This is a genomic window from Achromobacter deleyi, from assembly GCF_013116765.2.
Taxonomy (GTDB): Bacteria; Pseudomonadota; Gammaproteobacteria; order Burkholderiales; family Burkholderiaceae_B; genus Achromobacter; species Achromobacter deleyi_A.
The window spans coordinates 2,169,951-2,187,322 of the sequence record NZ_CP074375.1 but is presented as its reverse complement, the minus strand read 5'-3'; the positions used below and the strand labels follow the sequence as shown (position 1 = coordinate 2,187,322).

General features: G+C 68.2%; 15 protein-coding genes. 8 read left to right on the top strand and 7 right to left on the bottom strand.

The features are described from left to right. Positions 1-71 precede the first annotated feature (71 nt). Entirely contained in the window at positions 72-1,490 is a 1,419-nt protein-coding gene (gene phrB / locus HLG70_RS09715) for a deoxyribodipyrimidine photo-lyase (protein WP_171662749.1), read from the bottom strand. 320 nt (positions 1,491-1,810) lie between these two features. Between phrB and HLG70_RS09710 the strand changes: the two genes are divergently transcribed. Continuing rightward, positions 1,811-3,259, top strand: a complete 1,449-nt coding sequence (locus HLG70_RS09710; protein ID WP_171662750.1) for a CoA transferase — start codon at positions 1,811-1,813, stop codon at positions 3,257-3,259. 42 nt (positions 3,260-3,301) lie between these two features. On the opposite strand, the gene HLG70_RS09705 is transcribed toward HLG70_RS09710, so the two are convergent. The 6 genes from HLG70_RS09705 to HLG70_RS09680 all read right to left on the bottom strand — a co-directional run bounded on the left by HLG70_RS09705 (position 3,302) and on the right by HLG70_RS09680 (position 8,789). Beyond that, positions 3,302-3,838 (bottom strand): peroxiredoxin, encoded by a 537-nt coding sequence (locus HLG70_RS09705; RefSeq protein ID WP_171662751.1) that lies wholly within the window; start codon positions 3,836-3,838, stop codon positions 3,302-3,304. Between the two features lie 83 nt (positions 3,839-3,921). Then, the gene (locus tag HLG70_RS09700) at positions 3,922-5,382 is read right to left on the bottom strand and encodes a YXWGXW repeat-containing protein (RefSeq protein WP_171662752.1); all 1,461 of its coding nucleotides are present in this window, start codon (positions 5,380-5,382) and stop codon (positions 3,922-3,924) included. A 30-nt stretch (positions 5,383-5,412) separates the two neighbouring features. After that, positions 5,413-5,577 (bottom strand): hypothetical protein, encoded by a 165-nt coding sequence (locus HLG70_RS09695; protein WP_171662753.1) that lies wholly within the window; start codon positions 5,575-5,577, stop codon positions 5,413-5,415. Positions 5,578-5,841: 264 nt separating this feature from the next. After that, positions 5,842-6,249: a DoxX family protein gene (locus HLG70_RS09690; protein ID WP_171662754.1), complete on the bottom strand. Its 408-nt coding sequence runs from the start codon at positions 6,247-6,249 to the stop codon at positions 5,842-5,844. 230 nt (positions 6,250-6,479) lie between these two features. Next, positions 6,480-7,868 carry an ATP-dependent RNA helicase DbpA gene (dbpA, locus tag HLG70_RS09685; RefSeq protein ID WP_171662755.1) on the bottom strand — a complete coding sequence of 463 codons (1,389 nt, stop codon included), beginning with the start codon at positions 7,866-7,868 and terminating at the stop codon, positions 6,480-6,482. Between the two features lie 162 nt (positions 7,869-8,030). Next, positions 8,031-8,789, bottom strand: a complete 759-nt coding sequence (locus tag HLG70_RS09680; protein ID WP_171662756.1) for an IclR family transcriptional regulator — start codon at positions 8,787-8,789, stop codon at positions 8,031-8,033. Between the two features lie 161 nt (positions 8,790-8,950). Here HLG70_RS09680 and xsc point away from each other — a divergent pair, with 161 nt between their 5' ends. From xsc to HLG70_RS09645, 7 genes are all read left to right on the top strand, one after another. Then, on the top strand, positions 8,951-10,762 hold the full coding sequence (gene xsc, locus HLG70_RS09675; RefSeq protein ID WP_171662757.1) for a sulfoacetaldehyde acetyltransferase: 1,812 nt from the start codon (positions 8,951-8,953) through the stop codon (positions 10,760-10,762). Positions 10,763-10,858: 96 nt separating this feature from the next. Beyond that, the gene (locus HLG70_RS09670; RefSeq protein ID WP_171662758.1) at positions 10,859-11,779 is read left to right on the top strand and encodes a bifunctional enoyl-CoA hydratase/phosphate acetyltransferase; all 921 of its coding nucleotides are present in this window, start codon (positions 10,859-10,861) and stop codon (positions 11,777-11,779) included. A gap of 114 nt (positions 11,780-11,893) precedes the next feature. Continuing rightward, entirely contained in the window at positions 11,894-13,471 is a 1,578-nt protein-coding gene (locus HLG70_RS09665; protein ID WP_171662759.1) for an ABC transporter substrate-binding protein, read from the top strand. A gap of 13 nt (positions 13,472-13,484) precedes the next feature. Beyond that, positions 13,485-14,453 carry an ABC transporter permease gene (locus HLG70_RS09660; RefSeq protein ID WP_171662760.1) on the top strand — a complete coding sequence of 323 codons (969 nt, stop codon included), beginning with the start codon at positions 13,485-13,487 and terminating at the stop codon, positions 14,451-14,453. Beyond that, positions 14,450-15,352, top strand: coding sequence for an ABC transporter permease (locus tag HLG70_RS09655; RefSeq protein WP_171662761.1), 903 nt, complete (start codon positions 14,450-14,452; stop codon positions 15,350-15,352). Before HLG70_RS09660 ends, HLG70_RS09655 begins: the two co-directional genes overlap by 4 nt. Next, positions 15,349-16,350: an ABC transporter ATP-binding protein gene (locus tag HLG70_RS09650; RefSeq protein ID WP_171662762.1), complete on the top strand. Its 1,002-nt coding sequence runs from the start codon at positions 15,349-15,351 to the stop codon at positions 16,348-16,350. Before HLG70_RS09655 ends, HLG70_RS09650 begins: the two co-directional genes overlap by 4 nt. Continuing rightward, on the top strand, positions 16,347-17,369 hold the full coding sequence (locus HLG70_RS09645) for an ABC transporter ATP-binding protein (protein WP_171662763.1): 1,023 nt from the start codon (positions 16,347-16,349) through the stop codon (positions 17,367-17,369). The genes HLG70_RS09650 and HLG70_RS09645 overlap by 4 nt, the downstream gene beginning before the upstream one ends. The last annotated feature ends 3 nt before the right edge of the window (positions 17,370-17,372 follow it).

The window sequence follows — 17,372 nt, the reverse complement described above, 5'->3', positions numbered from 1 at the left end:
GCAGCGGGATCATCCGGGACGGGCAGGGCGGCAGCGTTGATTTACATCAAGATACAGGGAGGTTGTGCCGGCTACGCGGCGGGCAGGTTGCCGAACGCCTCCAATGCGCGCAGCCGGCTTTGCGCCAGGTCCACGATCGGTAGGGGATAACCGGCGGCCGCGCGCTCCATGGGGCTCGGGTCGTGGATCGCCTGATCGTCCAGGTGCGCCAGTTCCGGCAGCCATTCGCGCAGGAAGACGCCGCGCGGATCGAACTTGCGCGATTGCGACAGCGGGTTGAAGACGCGGAAATACGGAACCGCGTCGGCGCCGGTGGAGGCGCTCCATTGCCAGCCGCCGTTGTTGGCGGCCAGGTCGCCGTCCACCAGCTGCGCCATGAACCAGGCTTCGCCCCGCCGCCAGTCGATCAGCAGATTCTTGGACAGGAACATGGCGGTCACCATGCGCAGCCGGTTGTGCATCCAGCCCAGCGCCAGCAGCTGGCGCATGGCTGCGTCGACGATGGGAATGCCGGTCTTGCCCTGCTGCCAGGCGAGCAGGTCGGCGGGCGAGTCGCGCCAGGGCACGGCGGCGGTTTCCGGCTTCATGGGCCGGTGCATGGACAAGGACGGGTAGGCGGCCAGCAGGTGCTGGTAGAACTCGCGCCACAGCAGTTCGTTGATCCACGTGGCGGCGCCCGCGCTGCCGCTGTCCAGCTCGCCGTGATTGGCGGCCAGCGCGGCGCGCAGCGCCTGGCCCGGCGACAGCACGCCGGCGGCCAGGTAGGGCGACAGGCAACTGGTCCCGGGCAGGGAAGGGAAGTCGCGTTCGTCCTTGTAGGCGTCGATGGCGCCGTCGGCGAAAGCGGCCAGACGGTCGCTGGCCGCGGACTCGCCGGCGGGCCAGAGCGCGCGCACGGCGTCGCCGGGCGCGTCGAATCCGTCAAAGGTTGCAGGCAGCGGATCGGCCGCCCACGGGGGCGGCGTTTGCGCGCGCGGCGCGGGTATTGCCCGGATCGGCGCGGTGCGCAGGCGCTCGCGGCAGGTGCGGGCATAGGGCGTATAGACGCGATAGCATTCGCCCTTGCCCGTGAGCACGGTGCCCGGACGCAGCAGCGACGCGCCATGGTGCAAGGTCCAGTCCACGCCGATGGCTTGCAGGCTGGCCGCGACGGCGGCGTCGCGGCGGCGTTCGTTGACGGCCCATTCGGCGTTGGCGTGAACCTGCCCGATCGCGTGCTCCTGGCAGAAACGGGTCATGGCGGCGGGCGCTTCGCTCCAGTCGTGCACGGTCAGCAGCTTGAGGGGGATGCCGGCCTGGGCCAGGTCCCGCGATAGCTCGCGCAGGTTGCGCAGCCAGAAATCCACCTTGGCGGGCGCATCGCCATGCAGGCGCCATTGCCCCGGGGCCGCCAGAAAGAGCGCGGTGACCGCGCCGGCTTCGGCGGCCGCGGCCAAGGCGGCGTTGTCATGCATGCGCAGGTCGGTGCGCAGCCAGAGCAGCGTATTCATGCGGGGAGCTCCAGGGCTGGGAAACCGGCTCGCGGGAGCCCGCCGCCGGTGAGGCTGGCATTCTATCGCGAGCCCCGGAGCCGCGCGGCGCGGCGGCGGGGCGTGGAATACGATGTAAAAACTACGAGTAGATGTGACCATGGCTGCCCCCTCGAACGCGTTGTCGGCCCGCGCCGGAGGAGAGCGGCCAGCGGGCAAGCGGGCCGCGCGGCGAGCGCTCGCGCCGGTCAAACCATGAAACACGCTGGCGTGCCCTGCGTATTGACGCGGCTCGAGCCCCGCCATGTAATGCAATAAACGATGAGAGCAGACAAAACGCTATGGGAAATCTGATGGACCTACGCCCGTCCTTTCTGAGGGGACGCACACCCGCCGGCACGACGTCCCGGGATGTCCTGCAAAAACTGTGGCGTTCGGTCGACCTGCCCGACGAGTCGCTCGAGCATGTCGTGCTGACCGGTGCGGACCCTGTACTTCCTTCGTCCTTCGCCGTCGGTACCGCGGCGCAGGCCAGCATGGCTGCGGCGGCATTGGCCGCGGCTGAAATCTGGCACCTGCGCGGTGGCGCCCGGCAGCAGGTCAGCGTGGACATGCTGCATGCGGCGCAGGAATGCCGCAGTCATTTCACGATCAATGGCATTGCGCCCAATCCCTGGGACCCGATCTCCGGGGTGTACCGGTGCGGCGACGGCGGCTGGGTGCGCATCCACGCCAACTTTGCCCATCACCGCGACGGGGCCCTGGCGCTGCTGGGGTGCCCCACCGGCGACGGCGCCACGCGCGAGGCCGTGGAGCTTGCGCTGAGCCGCTGGAAGGCCTTCGATTTCGAGCAGGTCGCGGCGGATGCCGGCATGGTGGTGTCCGCCATGCGCACCTTCGACGAATGGGACCGCCATGCGCAGGGCCAGGCGATAGCCGCGCAGCCCCTGCTGACCATCGAGCGCATCGGCGAGGCCGATCCGCGGCCCTTGCCCAAGTATGGGCAGGATGCCCGCCCGCTCAAGGACATCCGGGTGCTGGACCTGACGCGCATCATTGCCGGACCTGTTTGCGGCAGGGCGCTGGCCGCCTATGGCGCCGACGTGATGCTGGTCAATTCCCCGCAACTGCCCAATATCGACAACATCATCGACACCAGCCGGGGCAAGCTGTCCCTGCTGGCCGACCTGGACACGGCCGACGGCCGCATCGCGGTGGGCAATCTGCTGCGCAGCGCCCACGTATTCGTGCAGGGCTATCGTCCCGGCGGGTTGCAGGCCCTGGGTTTCGGCGCGCAGGATGCGGCGCGGATCCGGCCGGGCATCGTCTACGTATCCCTTACCGCCTACGGCAATTCTGGCCCGTGGGCCAACCGCCGGGGTTTCGATTCCCTGGTGCAGACGGCAACCGGCTTCAATCATGCGGAAGCACAGGCCGCCGGCCAGGAAGCGCCCAAGCCGCTGCCTATGCAGATCCTGGATCATGCGTCGGGCTACCTGATGGCATTCGGGGCGCAAGTGGCCTTGGCCCGCCAGGCGACCGAAGGCGGAAGCTGGCATGTGCGGGTGTCCCTGGCGCAGACCGCGCACTGGCTGCGCGGCCTGGGCCGGGTGGACGGTGGGCTGGCCTGTCCCACGCCCGGCTTCGATGGCTTGCTGGAAACGATGCCGTCGGGTTTTGGCGAACTGGTCGCCTTGCGTCACGCCGCCCGCTTTTCCGCGACGCCTGCCCGCTGGACGCGGCCGTCCAGCCCGCCCGGCACGCATCCCACGGTGTGGCCTTTCAACTAGGGCCTGTTCACACTCAAAGGAGCCTCGCACAGGCCCTGGGACCTACTGCTTCGCCTTCCAGGCGCGCAGGGCGCGCATCGTGTTGGTCACGTGCGATTCCGGGCTCATGTCCGTGAATTCATACAGGATCTTGCCTTCCGGCGAGATCACATAGGACACGCGCTGCGCGTATTCCGGGCGCTTGTCGTGCACGGCGTCATAGGCTTTCATGATCTTGCCGTCGCCGTCCGCCGCAACGGCAAACTTGCTGCGGCATTCGCTCACCGAAAACTTGTTGAGCGTGTCGATGTTGTCCGTCGACACGCCGATGACGGTGGCGCCCAGCGATTTGTACTCGTCAGTGGCTTCGGCGAAGTTGTGCGCTTCGATCGTGCAGCCCTGCGTGAATGCGGCCGGGAAGAAGTACAGCACGACCGGCCCTTGCTTGAGCGCCTCGTTCAGCTTGAAGGTGAAGACGTTCCCGCCCAGCGAAGCCTGAGTGCTGAAGTCGGGTGCGGGCGCGCCCACGTTCAGCGCGGCCTGCGCCGACGGGCCGGCCAGAAGGCCGCATAGCAGTAACCAGGGGGCAAGGCGCTTCATTGGAATCTCCTAGAGTCGGGGCGCCGCGCGGGCACGCCGCGGCAAGGGGGTTACTGTAGCCGCGCGGATGGCGGGGGTCCAGTTCAGTCGCGGCCGGATCCGCCACGGCCATTGCCGTCGCCGCCGCCGCGAGACTGGTCACGCTGCTGTTGTTGCTGCTGTTGTTGCTGCTGCTGTTGCTGTTGCCGCTGTTGTTGCTGTTGCTGCCGCTGTTGCTGTTGTTGCTGTTGCTGCTGCCGTTGTTGTTGCTGCTGCTGCTGTTGCTGCTGGCGGACCTGCTGTTCGCGTTGCTGGTGCTGACGTGTCTGCTGCTCATGCTGCTGCCGATCGCGGTCCTGTTGCCGGACCTGTTGTTCACGTTGCTGCTGCTGGCGCGCCTGTTGATCGCGTTGCCCCTGCTCGCGGGCTTGTTGCTGGGTCCGCTGGTCGCGCTGAAGCTGTTCGCGGGCCTGTTGATCGCGCACTTCCCGCTGGCGGGCCTGTTGCTGGGCCTGTGCGTCGTTTTGCTGCTGCTCGCGTGCGTGCTGATCGCGCGTCCGCTGTTCGCGGGCCTGTTGCCGGGCTTGCTGGTCGTGTTGCAGTTGCTCGCGCGCCTGTTGGTCGATCGCCTCCTGCTGGCGGTTCTGCCGCTGCGTCAGCTGCTCGCGTTGCTGCTGATCGCGGCCTGGTGGTTGACGGGCTTGCTGCTGCGCCTGCGGGTCGCGGGCCTGCGGCGGCCCCTTGTCCCGGCCGTCCCGGCCGTCGCCGGACCGCCCATCGCCGCCCGGCCGCCGGCCATTATCCGAATGATCCACGTACGCCTGCGGCGGGCGGCCCTTGTTGTGCTCGTAGAACTGCGCGCGGTTTTTGGCCGCGTCGCGCGCGTACCCGCGCTGCATGTCGGTGGGCGGCGCATGGCGTTCCTGGCGCGCCGCGAGTTCGCGCGGATCGGGCTGGCGCCGGATGCCGGAAGGGCCGCCGTGGTAGCTGACGCGGCGGCTGTCGGCATTGTTGATCACCACGGTGTGGTTGTAGACATAGTTCACGCGCGTGACGTTCACGTTCGTGACCGACCGGTTGTAGTAGAAGCGGTCGCGCTTCCAGTAGCCGCCGGCATAGCCCAAGCCCGTATAGCCGAAGCCGTAGTTGATGCCGCCGTAGAAGCCTACGTGAGGCCCCCAGTAGCCGGCGTTCCACAGGTACAGGCCGTTGGCGTAGCTCCAGTAGCCCGGCGTCCAGAGCGCGCCGGCGTACGGCGCCGGCACCCAGGCGCCGGGAACCCAGAAAAAGCCGTAGTGGTTGCGGCTCCAGTAGCCGGGCACCCACAGGTAGCCATCGCCGGGGGGCGGCGGCTGCACGTAGACGGGCAGGGCCGGGGGCGGCTCGGGGCTGCGGTCCACCAGCGCCAGGTTGGCGTTGGCGGGGTCGCCATTGTCATAGGCGGGGTCATAGGAAGGCGCGGCGGGCGGCGGCGCATAGGTTTGCGCGGCGGCGGTGGCGCAGGCAGCCAGGAGGGCCGCGGTGGCCAGCGGCCGCAAGCAGGCGATCTGGATGGAAGGGATCATGGGGTTTCCTGGACGCAGCGGGTGCGCGGATCAATACCCGCGGTAGTAGTAATGCGGCGCGGGATACGCCGGGTAGTAGTAGTGCGGCGTGTAGTAGACGGGCGCGGGGCGGTAGTAGGCCGGCCGCGCCGGCACCACCACGCATCCGGTCAGGCTGCTTGCCATCGCCAGCATCAACAACAGACTCTTCTTCATCAGGAACTCCTGCCAGGCGCCAGGCGTGAATCACGCCCTGGTTGCGCTCACAGGAATTAGGCCACAGCGGATGGCGCGAGTTCGGGCCTGTAATCGTTCCGAAACAGCTTTCGGGTGACCGATGTTTGCGCCTGCGTGACCGTCGATGTCGTTCGTATCAATGTCTCCGGAAAAGCAAGGGGGGCCGCCTGAGCGACCCCCCTTGGTCCCGCGTGCCGCCCCGCCCGCGGCCTCATGCCACGCGCGGGTCCGGTTCCAGCGGCTTCAGTTCCAGCGCCCGCCGTTGCCGGCCAGGCTGAAACGGCCCGCGCCCATGAAGGCGATGGCCAGGCCGGTGAACAGGAACATGCCTTGCAGTTCCAGTGCCCAGCCGCCGTTGTTGGTCATGCTGCCGATCTGGCCGCTATGCGCAAGCAGGATGGCGACGACCATGTTGATGGCGATCAGCAGGCCGCCCAGGCGGGTATAGACGCCGATGATCAGGAGGACGGGAGCGATGATTTCGCCCACGTAGGCGCCGTAGGCCAGGAAGCCCGGCAGGCCGTGCGAGGACAGCATGCCGCTGATGCCGCTCACGCCGCCGCCGGTGAGTTTGAACAAGCCGTGGAGGAGTATCAGGATACCGAGGGTCAGGCGCAGGATCAGCTTGCCGGTGTCATCGGACTTGATCATGGTGAGTTTCTCTAGTGATGGTTAAGGGGGACAGTGCGCTGGTTGGAGCGCACCGAGAACCTTTGGTTCCGCGTCCCGCGGACTCCCGGCAGAGGCGTTCCCGGAGGGCGCCCGGCCAGGGGACTGCAGGTGTTGGCGGCGCCATTATGGCAAAGCCCGAACAAAATCATCAAGTTTTCCGCCAGAATCGCGACAATCAGCCCGCAAATTCCTGCTGCCCGGCGGGACGGTCAGAATTCTTCAAGAAAGCGCATGCGGAACCGGCGCCCCTTGATGTTGCTGTTGGAAACGCGGGAGAACGCCTGCTTGGCGATCTGGCGGTCCAGGGCCACGTAGGAGTTGAACTCGGTGATGTTGATCTTGCCGACCTGCTCGAAAGTCAGGCCGCCGTCGCCGGTCAGGGCGCCCAGCAGGTCGCCGGGGCGCAGCTTGTCCTTCTTGCCGCCCTGGATGCACAGGGTGATCATGGGCGCGCGCAAGGGGCGGTCGGCCTTGGGACGCAGCGATTTGAGGTCGGCCCATTTCAGGGGCGAACCCTGGTATTGCTCGATCAGGTTGGCCCAGCGCATTTCGTCGGGCGAACACAGGCTGAGCGCCAGGCCCTTCTGGTCGCCGCGGCCGCTGCGGCCGATGCGGTGCACATGGACCTCGGTGTCCTTGGTTACGTCCACGTTGATCACGGCGCCCAGGTTCTGGATGTCCAGGCCGCGGGCGGCCACGTCGGTGGCGACCAGCACGGCGCAGCTCTGATTGGCGAACTGGATCAGGATCTCGTCGCGTTCGCGCTGTTCCAGGTCGCCGTTGAGCGCCTGGGCGCTGATGCCTTCGGCCTGCAGGCGTTCGACCAGGTCATGGCTGCGGACCTTGGTATTGCAGAAGGCCAGCGTGGAGACCGGGCGGAAATGGGCCAGCAGGCGGGCCACGGCGTCCAGCCTTTCGCCTTCGCCGATTTCGTAGAAGAACTGTTCGATGCGGCTGGAATCATGCTGCGCCTCGACCTTGACCTCGGCGGGGTTGCGCAGGAAACGGGCGCTGAGCTTGCGGATGTTGTCGGGGTAGGTGGCCGAGAACAGCAAGGTCTGGCGCTTCGTCGGGCAGTGCGAGGCGATGGCGACGATGTCGTCATAGAAGCCCATGTCCACCATGCGGTCGGCCTCGTCGAGCACCAGCGTGTTCAGGCCGGCCAGGTCCAGGCTGCCGCGCTCCAGGTGGTCCTGGATGCGGCCGGGCGTGCCGACCACCAGATGCGCGCCGCGCGCGAGCGATTCCGCCTGCGGGCGGGCGGCGGCGCCGCCGCACAGCGTCAGGATCTTGACGTTGGGGATCAGGCGGGCCAGCCGGCGCAGTTCCTGCGCCACCTGGTCAGCCAGTTCGCGGGTGGGGCACACCAGCAGCGCCTGGGGCGCGAGGCGGTTGACGTCCAGGTTCTGGAGCACGCCCAGGCCGAACGCCGCGGTCTTGCCGCTGCCGGTCTTGGCCTGCGCGATCAGGTCGCGGCCCTCCAGGATGAGGGGCAGGCTTTGCGCCTGGATGGGCGTCATTTGCTCGAACCCCAGGCTTTGCAGGTTGTCGAGCAGGGCGGGCAGGAGGGGCAGGGAGGAGAAGGGCGCGTTGGTCACAATAGGGCGGATCGCAAGAACCGCGAAAATCAGAGTCGACCGACAGTGTAAGCCCTGGCACCTTTGCGCCGCCGTCGCCGACCCCGACGGTGCGCCTTGCGGCCAGCGCGCCACGCCGGGTAGGGCGGAAAATGGGGACGCGGTCAGCGGCGCCAGGTTGCTTCAGGGCTGGGGTTCGTAGGTGCCGGCCAGCGCTCGGGCGGCTTCCTGCATGCGCGGCAGCCAGGCGCGGGCGCCTTCTATGGACAGGCGGGCGACCGGCGCATGCAAGGCGACCGCGGCAATGGCGCGCGAGCCGTGCAGGATGGGCACGGCCATGCAGACGATGCCCAGCAGGAATTCCTCGCGGTCGAAGCTGGCGCCTTCCTTTCTGATGACGCGCAGTTCCTGTTCCAGCGCCGCGACGTCGCACAACGTGTTGGGCGTGTAGCGCGGCAGCGGCGCCGCGGCCAGCAGGCGCTCGCGTGGTTCGCGGCGCATGTGGGCCAGGAACAGCTTGCCGCTGGCCGAACAGTGCAGGGGCACGCGCGAGCCCGTTTGCAGGTTCACGCGCAGCGGCCAGGCCGTTTCCACGCGGTCCAGGTAGATGACCTCGTCGCCGTCTAGCATGGTGCAGTTGCAGGTTTCGCCGATTTCATCGACCAGGCTGTCGAGAATCCGGTGGCGCTCGCCCCGCAGCGGCGAATTCAGCAGCGTGTCCCGGGCCAGGGCGCTGAGCCGGGGGCCGCTGACGTAGCTTTTCCCGGCCGGCTCGCGCAGCAGCATGCCGGCATCCACCAGGCGCGACAGGATGCGCAGCACGGACGGCTTGGGCAGGCCGGTGGCTTCGGTCAGCGCGGCCAGCGATACCGGCTGGCCGGAGCGGGCCACCTGTTCCAGCAGGGTCAGCGCGCGCAGCGCGGCGGAGGATTCGTCTTTCATCTTTCAATATTTGAAGATTCGGCGAAGGGCAGCCCATCCTCGCACAGAATTTGCAGAAAATGAAACGCCGCAGGGTGGGAAGCCTGGAGTTTCTGGCGCAGTATCGAATCACACCGGCCAACCAACAATCGGACGAGCGCCGGCCCGCCAGGAGAGAGACCATGAGCAGCAAGCAACACATGACCCCCAGCGAAGCGTTTGTCGAGACGCTGGTCGCGCAGGGCGTCAAGGATGTTTTCGGCATCGTCGGTTCGGCCTTCATGGATGCGCTGGACCTGTTTCCCGCGGCCGGTATCCGCTTCGTGCCGACCGTGCACGAGCAGGGCGCGGCGCACATGGCCGACGGCTATTCGCGCGTGACCGGCAGGCATGGCGTGTGCATCGCGCAGAACGGCCCGGGCATCACCAATTTCGTGACCGGCGTGGCCGCCGCCTATTGGGCGCACAGCCCGGTCGTGGCGATCACGCCCGAGACCGGCACGTCCGGCATGGGCCTAGGCGGTTTCCAGGAGACCGAGCAGCTTCCCATCTTTTCGCGCATCACCAAGTACCAGGCGCACGTGAACCGGCCGGACCGCATGGCGGAATTCACGGCCAAGGCGTTCGACAATGCGATGGCCGAGCGCGGCCCCTCGCAGCTGAACATCCCGCGCGACTACTTCTACGGCGAGATCGACGTGGCGATTCCCGAGCCGCGCCGGATCCGCCGCGGGCCGGGGTCCGAAGAAGACCTGGAAGCGGCGGCGCGCCTGCTGGCCGACGCCAAGTTCCCGGTCATCGTGGCGGGCGGCGGCGTGCTGTTCTCCGACGGCCAGGCCGAATGCGTGGCGCTGGCCGAATTGCTGGGCGCGCCCGTGGTCACCAGCTATCTGCACAACGACGCGTTCCCGGCCAGCCATCCGCTGTGGTGCGGCCCCCTGGGCTACCAGGGCGCCAAGGCGGGCATGAAACTACTGTCGCAGGCCGACGTGGTGCTGGCGCTGGGCACGCGGCTGGGGCCTTTCGGCACCTTGCCGCAGCACGGGCTGGACTACTGGCCGCGGGGCGCGCGCATCATCCAGGTCGACGCGGACCATCGCATGCTGGGCCTGGTGCGCCCGGTGTCGGTGGGCATCTGCGGCGATGCCAAGCCCGCCGCCGCCGCGCTGACGGCCAGGTTGAAGGCGCGCGAAGTCGCCTGCGTCCGCACGAAGGAGGGCCGCGCCGGCGAGATCGCCGCGCAAAAGGCGGAATGGGAACAGGAGCTGGACGGCTGGTCGCATGAGCGCGACGACTGGAGCCTGGACATCATCGAGCGTGGCGGCGGCCGCATGCACCCGCGCCGCATGTTGCGGGAGCTGGAACGCGCCATGCCCAAGCATGTCATGGTGTCGACCGACATCGGCAACATCTGCTCGGTGTCCAATAGCTACCTGCGCTTTGACGAGCCCAATTCCATGCTGGCCGCGATGAGCTTCGGCAATTGCGGCTACGCGCTGCCGGCGCTGATCGGCGCCAAGCTGGGCAGGCCCGACCGCCCGGCCGTGGCCTATGTGGGCGACGGCGCCTGGTGCATGAGCTTCCAGGAATTGCTCACCTGCGTGCGCGAGCAGATTCCGGTGACCGCGGTGGTGTTCCACAACGGCCAGTGGGGCGCCGAGAAAAAGAACCAGGTCGACTTCTATGGCCGGCGCTTCGTGGGCAGCAACCTGAGGAACCCGGGCTTTGCCGATCTGGCGCGCGCCATGGGCGCGGAGGGCATACGCGTGGAGCATGCCGACCAGGTCGGCGCGGCCTTGCAGGCCGCCTGCCAGGCGCAGCTGGAGGGCAAGACCACCGTGCTGGAGATGATGGTCAGCCAGGAACTGGGGGATCCCTTCCGCCGCGACGCGCTCAAGCAGCCGGTGCGCTTCCTGGACAAGTACCGGAACTATGTGAACCAGCCGTTCAAGGCGGGCGAGGTGCCGCTGCCGATCGATCCGGTCGGACGCTGATCGGCGCGCCCGGCGCGGGCCGGGGTCGAGCAGGCCCCAGCCCGCGCCGGCCATTTTCCGGGCGGCCGCCGCCATGCCGGCGGCAGGAGCAGAGACATGGCATTCGATCGTTTGTTCGAGCCGCTGCGCGTTGCCGCGCTGGCGGCGGGACGCTTGCGCACGGCGGTGGCGTATCCCCTGTGTCCCACCAGCCTGCGCGCCGCCGCCCAGGCGAGCGAAGCGGGCTACATCGAGCCCGTGCTGGTCGGGCCGGCGGCCAGGCTGGCGGCGCTGATGGCCGAGACGGGCCTGCGGGCGGGGGCCATGGAGATCGTCGACACCCCGGACGACGAGTTGCAGGCGGCGCGCGCCGCGGCGGCCCTGGCGCGCGACGGCGCGGTCCGCATGCTGATGAAAGGCAGCCTGCACACGGACCACTTCATGTCCGCGGTGGTGGCGCGCGACTCGGGCCTGCGCACCGGGCGGCGCATCAGCCACGCTTTCGTCATGGCGGTGGCCGCCTATCCCAAGCTCTTCATCCTGACGGATGCCGCCGTCAACATCGCGCCCACGCTGCAGGAAAAGGCGGACATCGCGCAGAACGCCATCGACCTGGCGCGCGCGCTCGGCGTCGAACGGCCCAAGGTGGCCGTGCTGTGCGCCACCGAATCGGTCAACCCGTCCATGCCCGCCACGCTGGACGCGGCGGCGCTGTCCAAGATGGCCGACCGGCACCAGATCCGCGGCGGCGAGATCGACGGGCCGCTGGCCTTCGACAACGCCATCTCGCGCGAGGCCGCGGAGCAGAAGGGCATCGTGTCGCGCGTGGCGGGCGACGCGGACATCCTGCTGGCGCCCGACATCGAAGCCGGCAACATGCTCTACAAGGAGCTCACCTGGCTGGCGGGCGCGGGCACGGCCGGGCTGGTGCTGGGCACGCGCGTGCCCGTGCTGCTGACGAGTCGGTCCGATTCCATGGAGGCGCGCGTCAACAGTTGCGCCGTGGCGGTCCTCTATGCGCGCGCGCTTGGCGGCTGAGCCTGGCTCCAGCAAGTCTCGCGGTCTGGTACTAAGCCTGGACCAATCGGATGGCTACGCTAAGGCGAAAGCCATCCAATGAATGGTTCACGCCACAACATCAAGGGGTAGGACATGCGCAGCGCAAGATTAGGCTTGGCCACGATTCTGTCGGTGTTCGCCCTGGCGGGAGGCGCCATGGCGGCGGACGCGCCCAAGGCGGGCGGCACGCTGGTCATCGGTTCCACGCAGGTGCCACGGCACCTGAACGGCGCGGTGCAATCGGGCATCGCCACGGCGCTGCCCAGTTCACAGCTTTTTGCCAGCCCGCTGCGCTACGACGCCGACTGGAAGCCCCAGCCCTATCTGGCGCAGTCCTGGGAACTGGCGCCCGACGGCAAGTCGCTGACGCTCCACTTGCGCAGCGATGCGATGTTTCACGACGGCAAGCCCGTGACGTCCGAGGACGTGGCGTTCTCGGTCATGGCGGTCAAGCAGAACCATCCGTTCCAGACCATGTTCGCGCCGGTGGAGCGGGTGGACACGCCGGATGCCCACACCGCCGTGCTGCGCATGAGCAAGCCGCATCCGGCGATCCTGCTGGCGCTGTCGCCGGCGCTGATGCCGGTGCTGCCCAAGCACATCTATGGCGACGGCCAGGACCTGAAGAGCCATCCCCGGAACTCCGCCAATGTGGTGGGCTCCGGCCCGTTCGTGTTCAAGGAATTCAAGCCCGGCCAGGAGATCGTGCTGGAGCGCTTCGACAAGTTCTTCCTGCAGGGCAAGCCCTACCTGGACCGGGTCGTGGTGAAGATCAATCCGGACGCGACCAACCTGCTGATCGGACTGGAGCGCGGCGATATCGGCGTGCTTCCGTACATGACCGAGCCGACCATCCTGCGGCGCGCCAAGGACAACCCGGCCATCGTCATGAGCAACAAGGGCTACGAGGGTATCGGCGCGCTGAGCTGGCTGGCGTTCAACACCGCCCGCAAGCCGCTGGACGACGTGCGGGTGCGCCAGGCGATCGCCTACGCGACGGACAAGGGCTTCATCACGAAGGCGCTGAACGCGGGGTTTGCCGCGCCGGCGTATGGCCCGATAGTCGGCACCAGCCCCTTCGCCACCCAGGACCTGAAGAAGTATCCGCTGGACCTGAAGAAGTCCGAGCAATTGCTGGAAGAGGCCGGGTTCAAGAAGGACGGCAAGGGCGAGCGGCTGTCGCTCACGGTGGACTACATGCCGGGCAGCGACGTGCAGGGCAAGAACGTGGCCGAATACCTGCGCAGCCAGCTCAAGAAGGTGGGCATCGCCGTGCAGGTGCGGGCGTCGCCGGATTTCCCGACCTGGGCCAAGCGCATCGCCAGCCATGACTTCGACATCACCACCGACATCGTCTTCAACTGGGGCGACCCTGTCATCGGCGTGCACCGGACCTATCTGTCGACCAACATCCGCGACATCATCTGGACCAACACGCAATCCTATGCAAACCCCAAGGTCGACGCCTTGCTGGAACAGGCGGGCGTGGAGACCGACGTGGAGAAGCGGCGCGCGCTGTACGCCGAGTTCCAGCGCCTGGTCACCGAGGACATTCCCATCGATTTCCTGACGGTCATCCCGTACCACACGCTGTCGTCCAAGAAGGTGCACGGCCTGCCCGCGGGCATCTGGGGCCTGCTGTCGCCGCTGGACGAGACCTACCTGCAATAGCGCGAGGGCCGCCATGCTGCGCTATCTCTCGCGCCGTCTTGCCTACGCCGCGCTGCTGCTGCTCGCCGTGGTGACGCTGAACTTCCTGCTGATCCATATCTCGCCGGGCGACCCCGTGGAGACCATCGCGGGGTCCATGGGCGGCATCAGCGAGGACCTGCGGGCCCAGCTGCGCACCCAGTACGGGCTGGACAAGCCGTTCCTCGTGCAACTGGGGCTGTACCTGTCGCAGGTGCTGCGCGGCGACCTGGGCCATTCCTACTTCTTCAACGTGCCGGTCGCCCAGCTGATCTGGGAACGCGTGCCGGCCACGCTGCTGCTGGTGGTCACGTCTGTGTTCAGCGCGTTCATCGCCGGCACGCTGCTGGGTACGCTGGCCGCGCGCAAGCCGAACGGCCCGCTGTCGCAGGGCATCACGCTGCTGTCCATCGTGGGCTACTCCGCGCCGGTGTTCTGGACCGGCATCATCCTGATCATCCTGTTCGCCTCGACGTGGCCGATCTTCCCGGTGTCCGACATGCGCTCGGCGGGCGGGCCGCAAGGCGGCTGGGACGGCGCGCTGGACGTGCTGCACCACCTGGTGCTGCCGGCGTTCACGCTGGCCTTCGTGTACCTGGCGCAGTACAGCCGGCTGGCGCGCGCCAGCGTCATGGACGCGCTGTCGGCCGACTACATCCGCACCGCCCGCGCCAAGGGCCTGCCGGAGCGCACGGTCCTGTACAAGCACGCGCTGCGCAACGGGGTGCTGCCGGTCGTGACCATGCTGGGGCTGCAGTTCGGCAACGTGCTGGCCGGCGCCATCCTGGTGGAAACCGTCTTCAACTGGCCCGGCCTGGGGCGCCTGGCCTTCGACTCGGTGCTCAGGCGCGATTACCCCACCTTGCTCGGCATCCTGCTGTTCGCGTCGCTGCTGGTGGTGGTGATGAACCAGCTTACCGATCTGGCCTACCGGCTGATCGATCCCCGGATCAAGACATCATGAGACCTGCTCCCATCGCCATTTCCGGCGCCGCGCCGGGCGAAGTCCAGCGCCGGCCGCCGCCACGGCCGTCCTATGAGGCGCTGCGGGTCTTCGCGCGCAACCCGACCGCGCTGATCGGCGTGCTGTTGCTGGCGGCGATTCTTGCAGTAACGATCTTCGGCCCGATGGCGATGGAGGCGGACCCGTTCGAGATCGCCGCCGCCCCGATGGAGCCGCCGGGGTCGGAGCTGCTGCTGGGCTCCGACTACCTGGGCCGGGATGTCCTGACCGGCATGATCTACGGCGGCCGCGCGACCCTGCTGGTGGGCGTGGTGGCCGCGGTACTGTCCATGGCCATCGGCGTAACGGTGGGCGCGCTGGCGGGCTACTACGGCGGCTGGGTCGACGAAACGCTGATGCGCGTCACCGAGTTCTTCCAGGTGTTGCCCACCTTGCTCTTCGCCATGGTGCTGGTCACGCTGTTCACGCCGTCCCTGGCCACCATCGCCGTGGCCATCGGGGTGGTGAGCTGGACGGGAACGGCGCGCCTGGCCCGGGGCGAATTCCTGCGCCTCAAACGCCGCGAATACGTGCTGGCGGAGCGGGTGATCGGCGCCGGGGACGCACGCATCATCTGGCGAGTCATCCTGCCCAACGCGCTGGCGCCGCTGATCGTGTCCGCCACGCTGGCCATCGGCACCGCGATCCTGTTCGAGGCCGGCCTGTCGTTCCTGGGGCTGGGCGATCCGAACGTGATGAGCTGGGGGCTCATGATAGGCAGCAACCGCCCCTACATCCTCACCGCCTGGTGGGCGGTGACCTTGCCGGGCGCGGCCATCTTCCTGACGGTGCTGGCGGTCAGCCTGATCGGCGACGGCCTGAACGACGCGCTCAATCCCACCTCGCGGGGCCGGGCATGAACGCGCCCGATCAGCTGCCCGTGCTGGAGGTGGACGGCCTGAGCCTGGAGTTCCGTACGCGGGGACGCGCGGCGGAGGTGCTGAGCGACGTGAGCTTTGACCTGCGCCCCGGCGAAACGCTGTGCCTGGTGGGCGAGTCCGGATGCGGCAAGAGCATGACCGCCCTGGCCATCATGCGGCTGATCCCGCCGCTGGCGCGGATCGGCGCCGGTTGTGTGCGCCTGCGCGGCGCCGACCTGGCGTCCCACGACGATGAAGCGATGCGCCAGGTGCGCGGCAACAACATCTCCATGATCTTCCAGGAACCCATGACCGCGCTCAATCCGGTGTACTCGGTGGGCGAGCAGATCGCCGAGCCCTTGCGCCTGCACCAGGGGTTGAACAAAAGCCAGGCGCGCGAGCGCGCCATCGAGATGCTGAAGTCCGTCGGCATCCCGCTGCCGGAGCGCCGCGTGGACGACTATCCGCACCAGATGTCCGGCGGCATGAGGCAGCGCGTCATGATCGCCATCGCGCTGGCTTGCGACCCGGACGTCTTGATCGCGGATGAGCCGACCACGGCGCTGGACGTGACGGTGCAGGCCCAGATCTTCGACCTGTTGCGCGAGCAGCAGGCGCGCCGCGGCACCGCCGTGCTGCTGATCACCCACGACATGGGGGCGGTGTCGGAGATGGCGGACCGCGTGGTGGTGATGTATGGCGGGCGGGTGGTGGAGCAGGGCAGCGTCGGCCAGATACTGTCCCATCCGCTGCATCCCTACACCCAGGGCCTGATCGCGTGCCTGCCGGAACTGGACCGGACTCCCGACGACATCCGGCCGGACCTGCCCGAGATTCCCGGCATGGTGCCGTCGGTCTGGGAGCGTGGTGAAGGCTGTCCCTTCCATGACCGCTGCGGCCACGCCATGGCGCGCTGCCGCGGCGCGTTTCCGCCTTTGACCCAGGTGAACGGCGGCCAGGGCGTGGCCTGCTGGCTCTATCCGGAGGCACCGCGATGACGCAGGCGCAATCTTCTTCCCTGCTTTCGGTGCGCGACCTGGCGGTGCACTTTCCCGTCGGTGGGCGCGGAAGCGACGGGGCACCGCTAATGGTGCGCGCCGTGGACGGCGTGTCGTTCGACCTGGAGCGCGGGCGCACGCTGGCGATCGTGGGCGAGTCCGGCTCGGGCAAGACCACCACGGCCCTGTCCGTGCTGCGCCTGGCCGACCCCACCGGCGGCAGCATCCATTTCGACGGCAAGGACCTGACCGCCATGCGCGGCGCGCCATTGCGGCGGATGCGGCGGCGCCTGCAGCTTGTCTTCCAGGATCCGTACTCGTCGCTCAACCCGCGCCAGCGGGCCGAGGAAATCGTGCGCACGCCGCTGGACCTGATGGGCATCGACCCGCCCGGTGGGCGCGAGGCGCGCGTGGCCCTGATGTTCGAGCTGGTGGGCCTGCGGCCCGAGCAGCGCCAACTCTTTCCGCACCAGTTCTCGGGCGGCCAGCGGCAGCGGCTGAACATCGCGCGGGCGCTGGCCAGCGCGCCGGACCTGATCGTCTGCGACGAACCCGTCTCGGCGCTGGACATCGCCATCCGCGCGCAGATCCTCAATCTTCTGCGGCGGATCCAGCGCGACCAGGGCCAGTCCTTCCTGTTCATCTCGCACGACATGGCGGTGGTGGAGCACGTCTGCGACGACATCGCGGTCATGTACCTGGGCAAGATCATCGAGCGGGCCTCGCGCCGCGCCTTCTTTTCGCGTCCGCTGCATCCGTACAGCGTGGCGCTGATGTCCGCCGTGCCCACCGTGAAAGGCGGCCGCGAAACGGCGGCGCGCCGGGTCAGGCTGGCGGGCGATCCGCCCAGTCCGGTGAACCCGCCGCCGGGCTGCCGGTTTGCCGGGCGCTGTCCTGCCGCGCAGCCGGTGTGCGCCACCCAGGAACCCGCGTTGCGGGAAGTGGCGGCTGCCCATCACGTGGCCTGCCATTTTGTCGAGTCCCGCGACGGCGCGGCGGTATCGCCGTTGCAGGGGTGATCC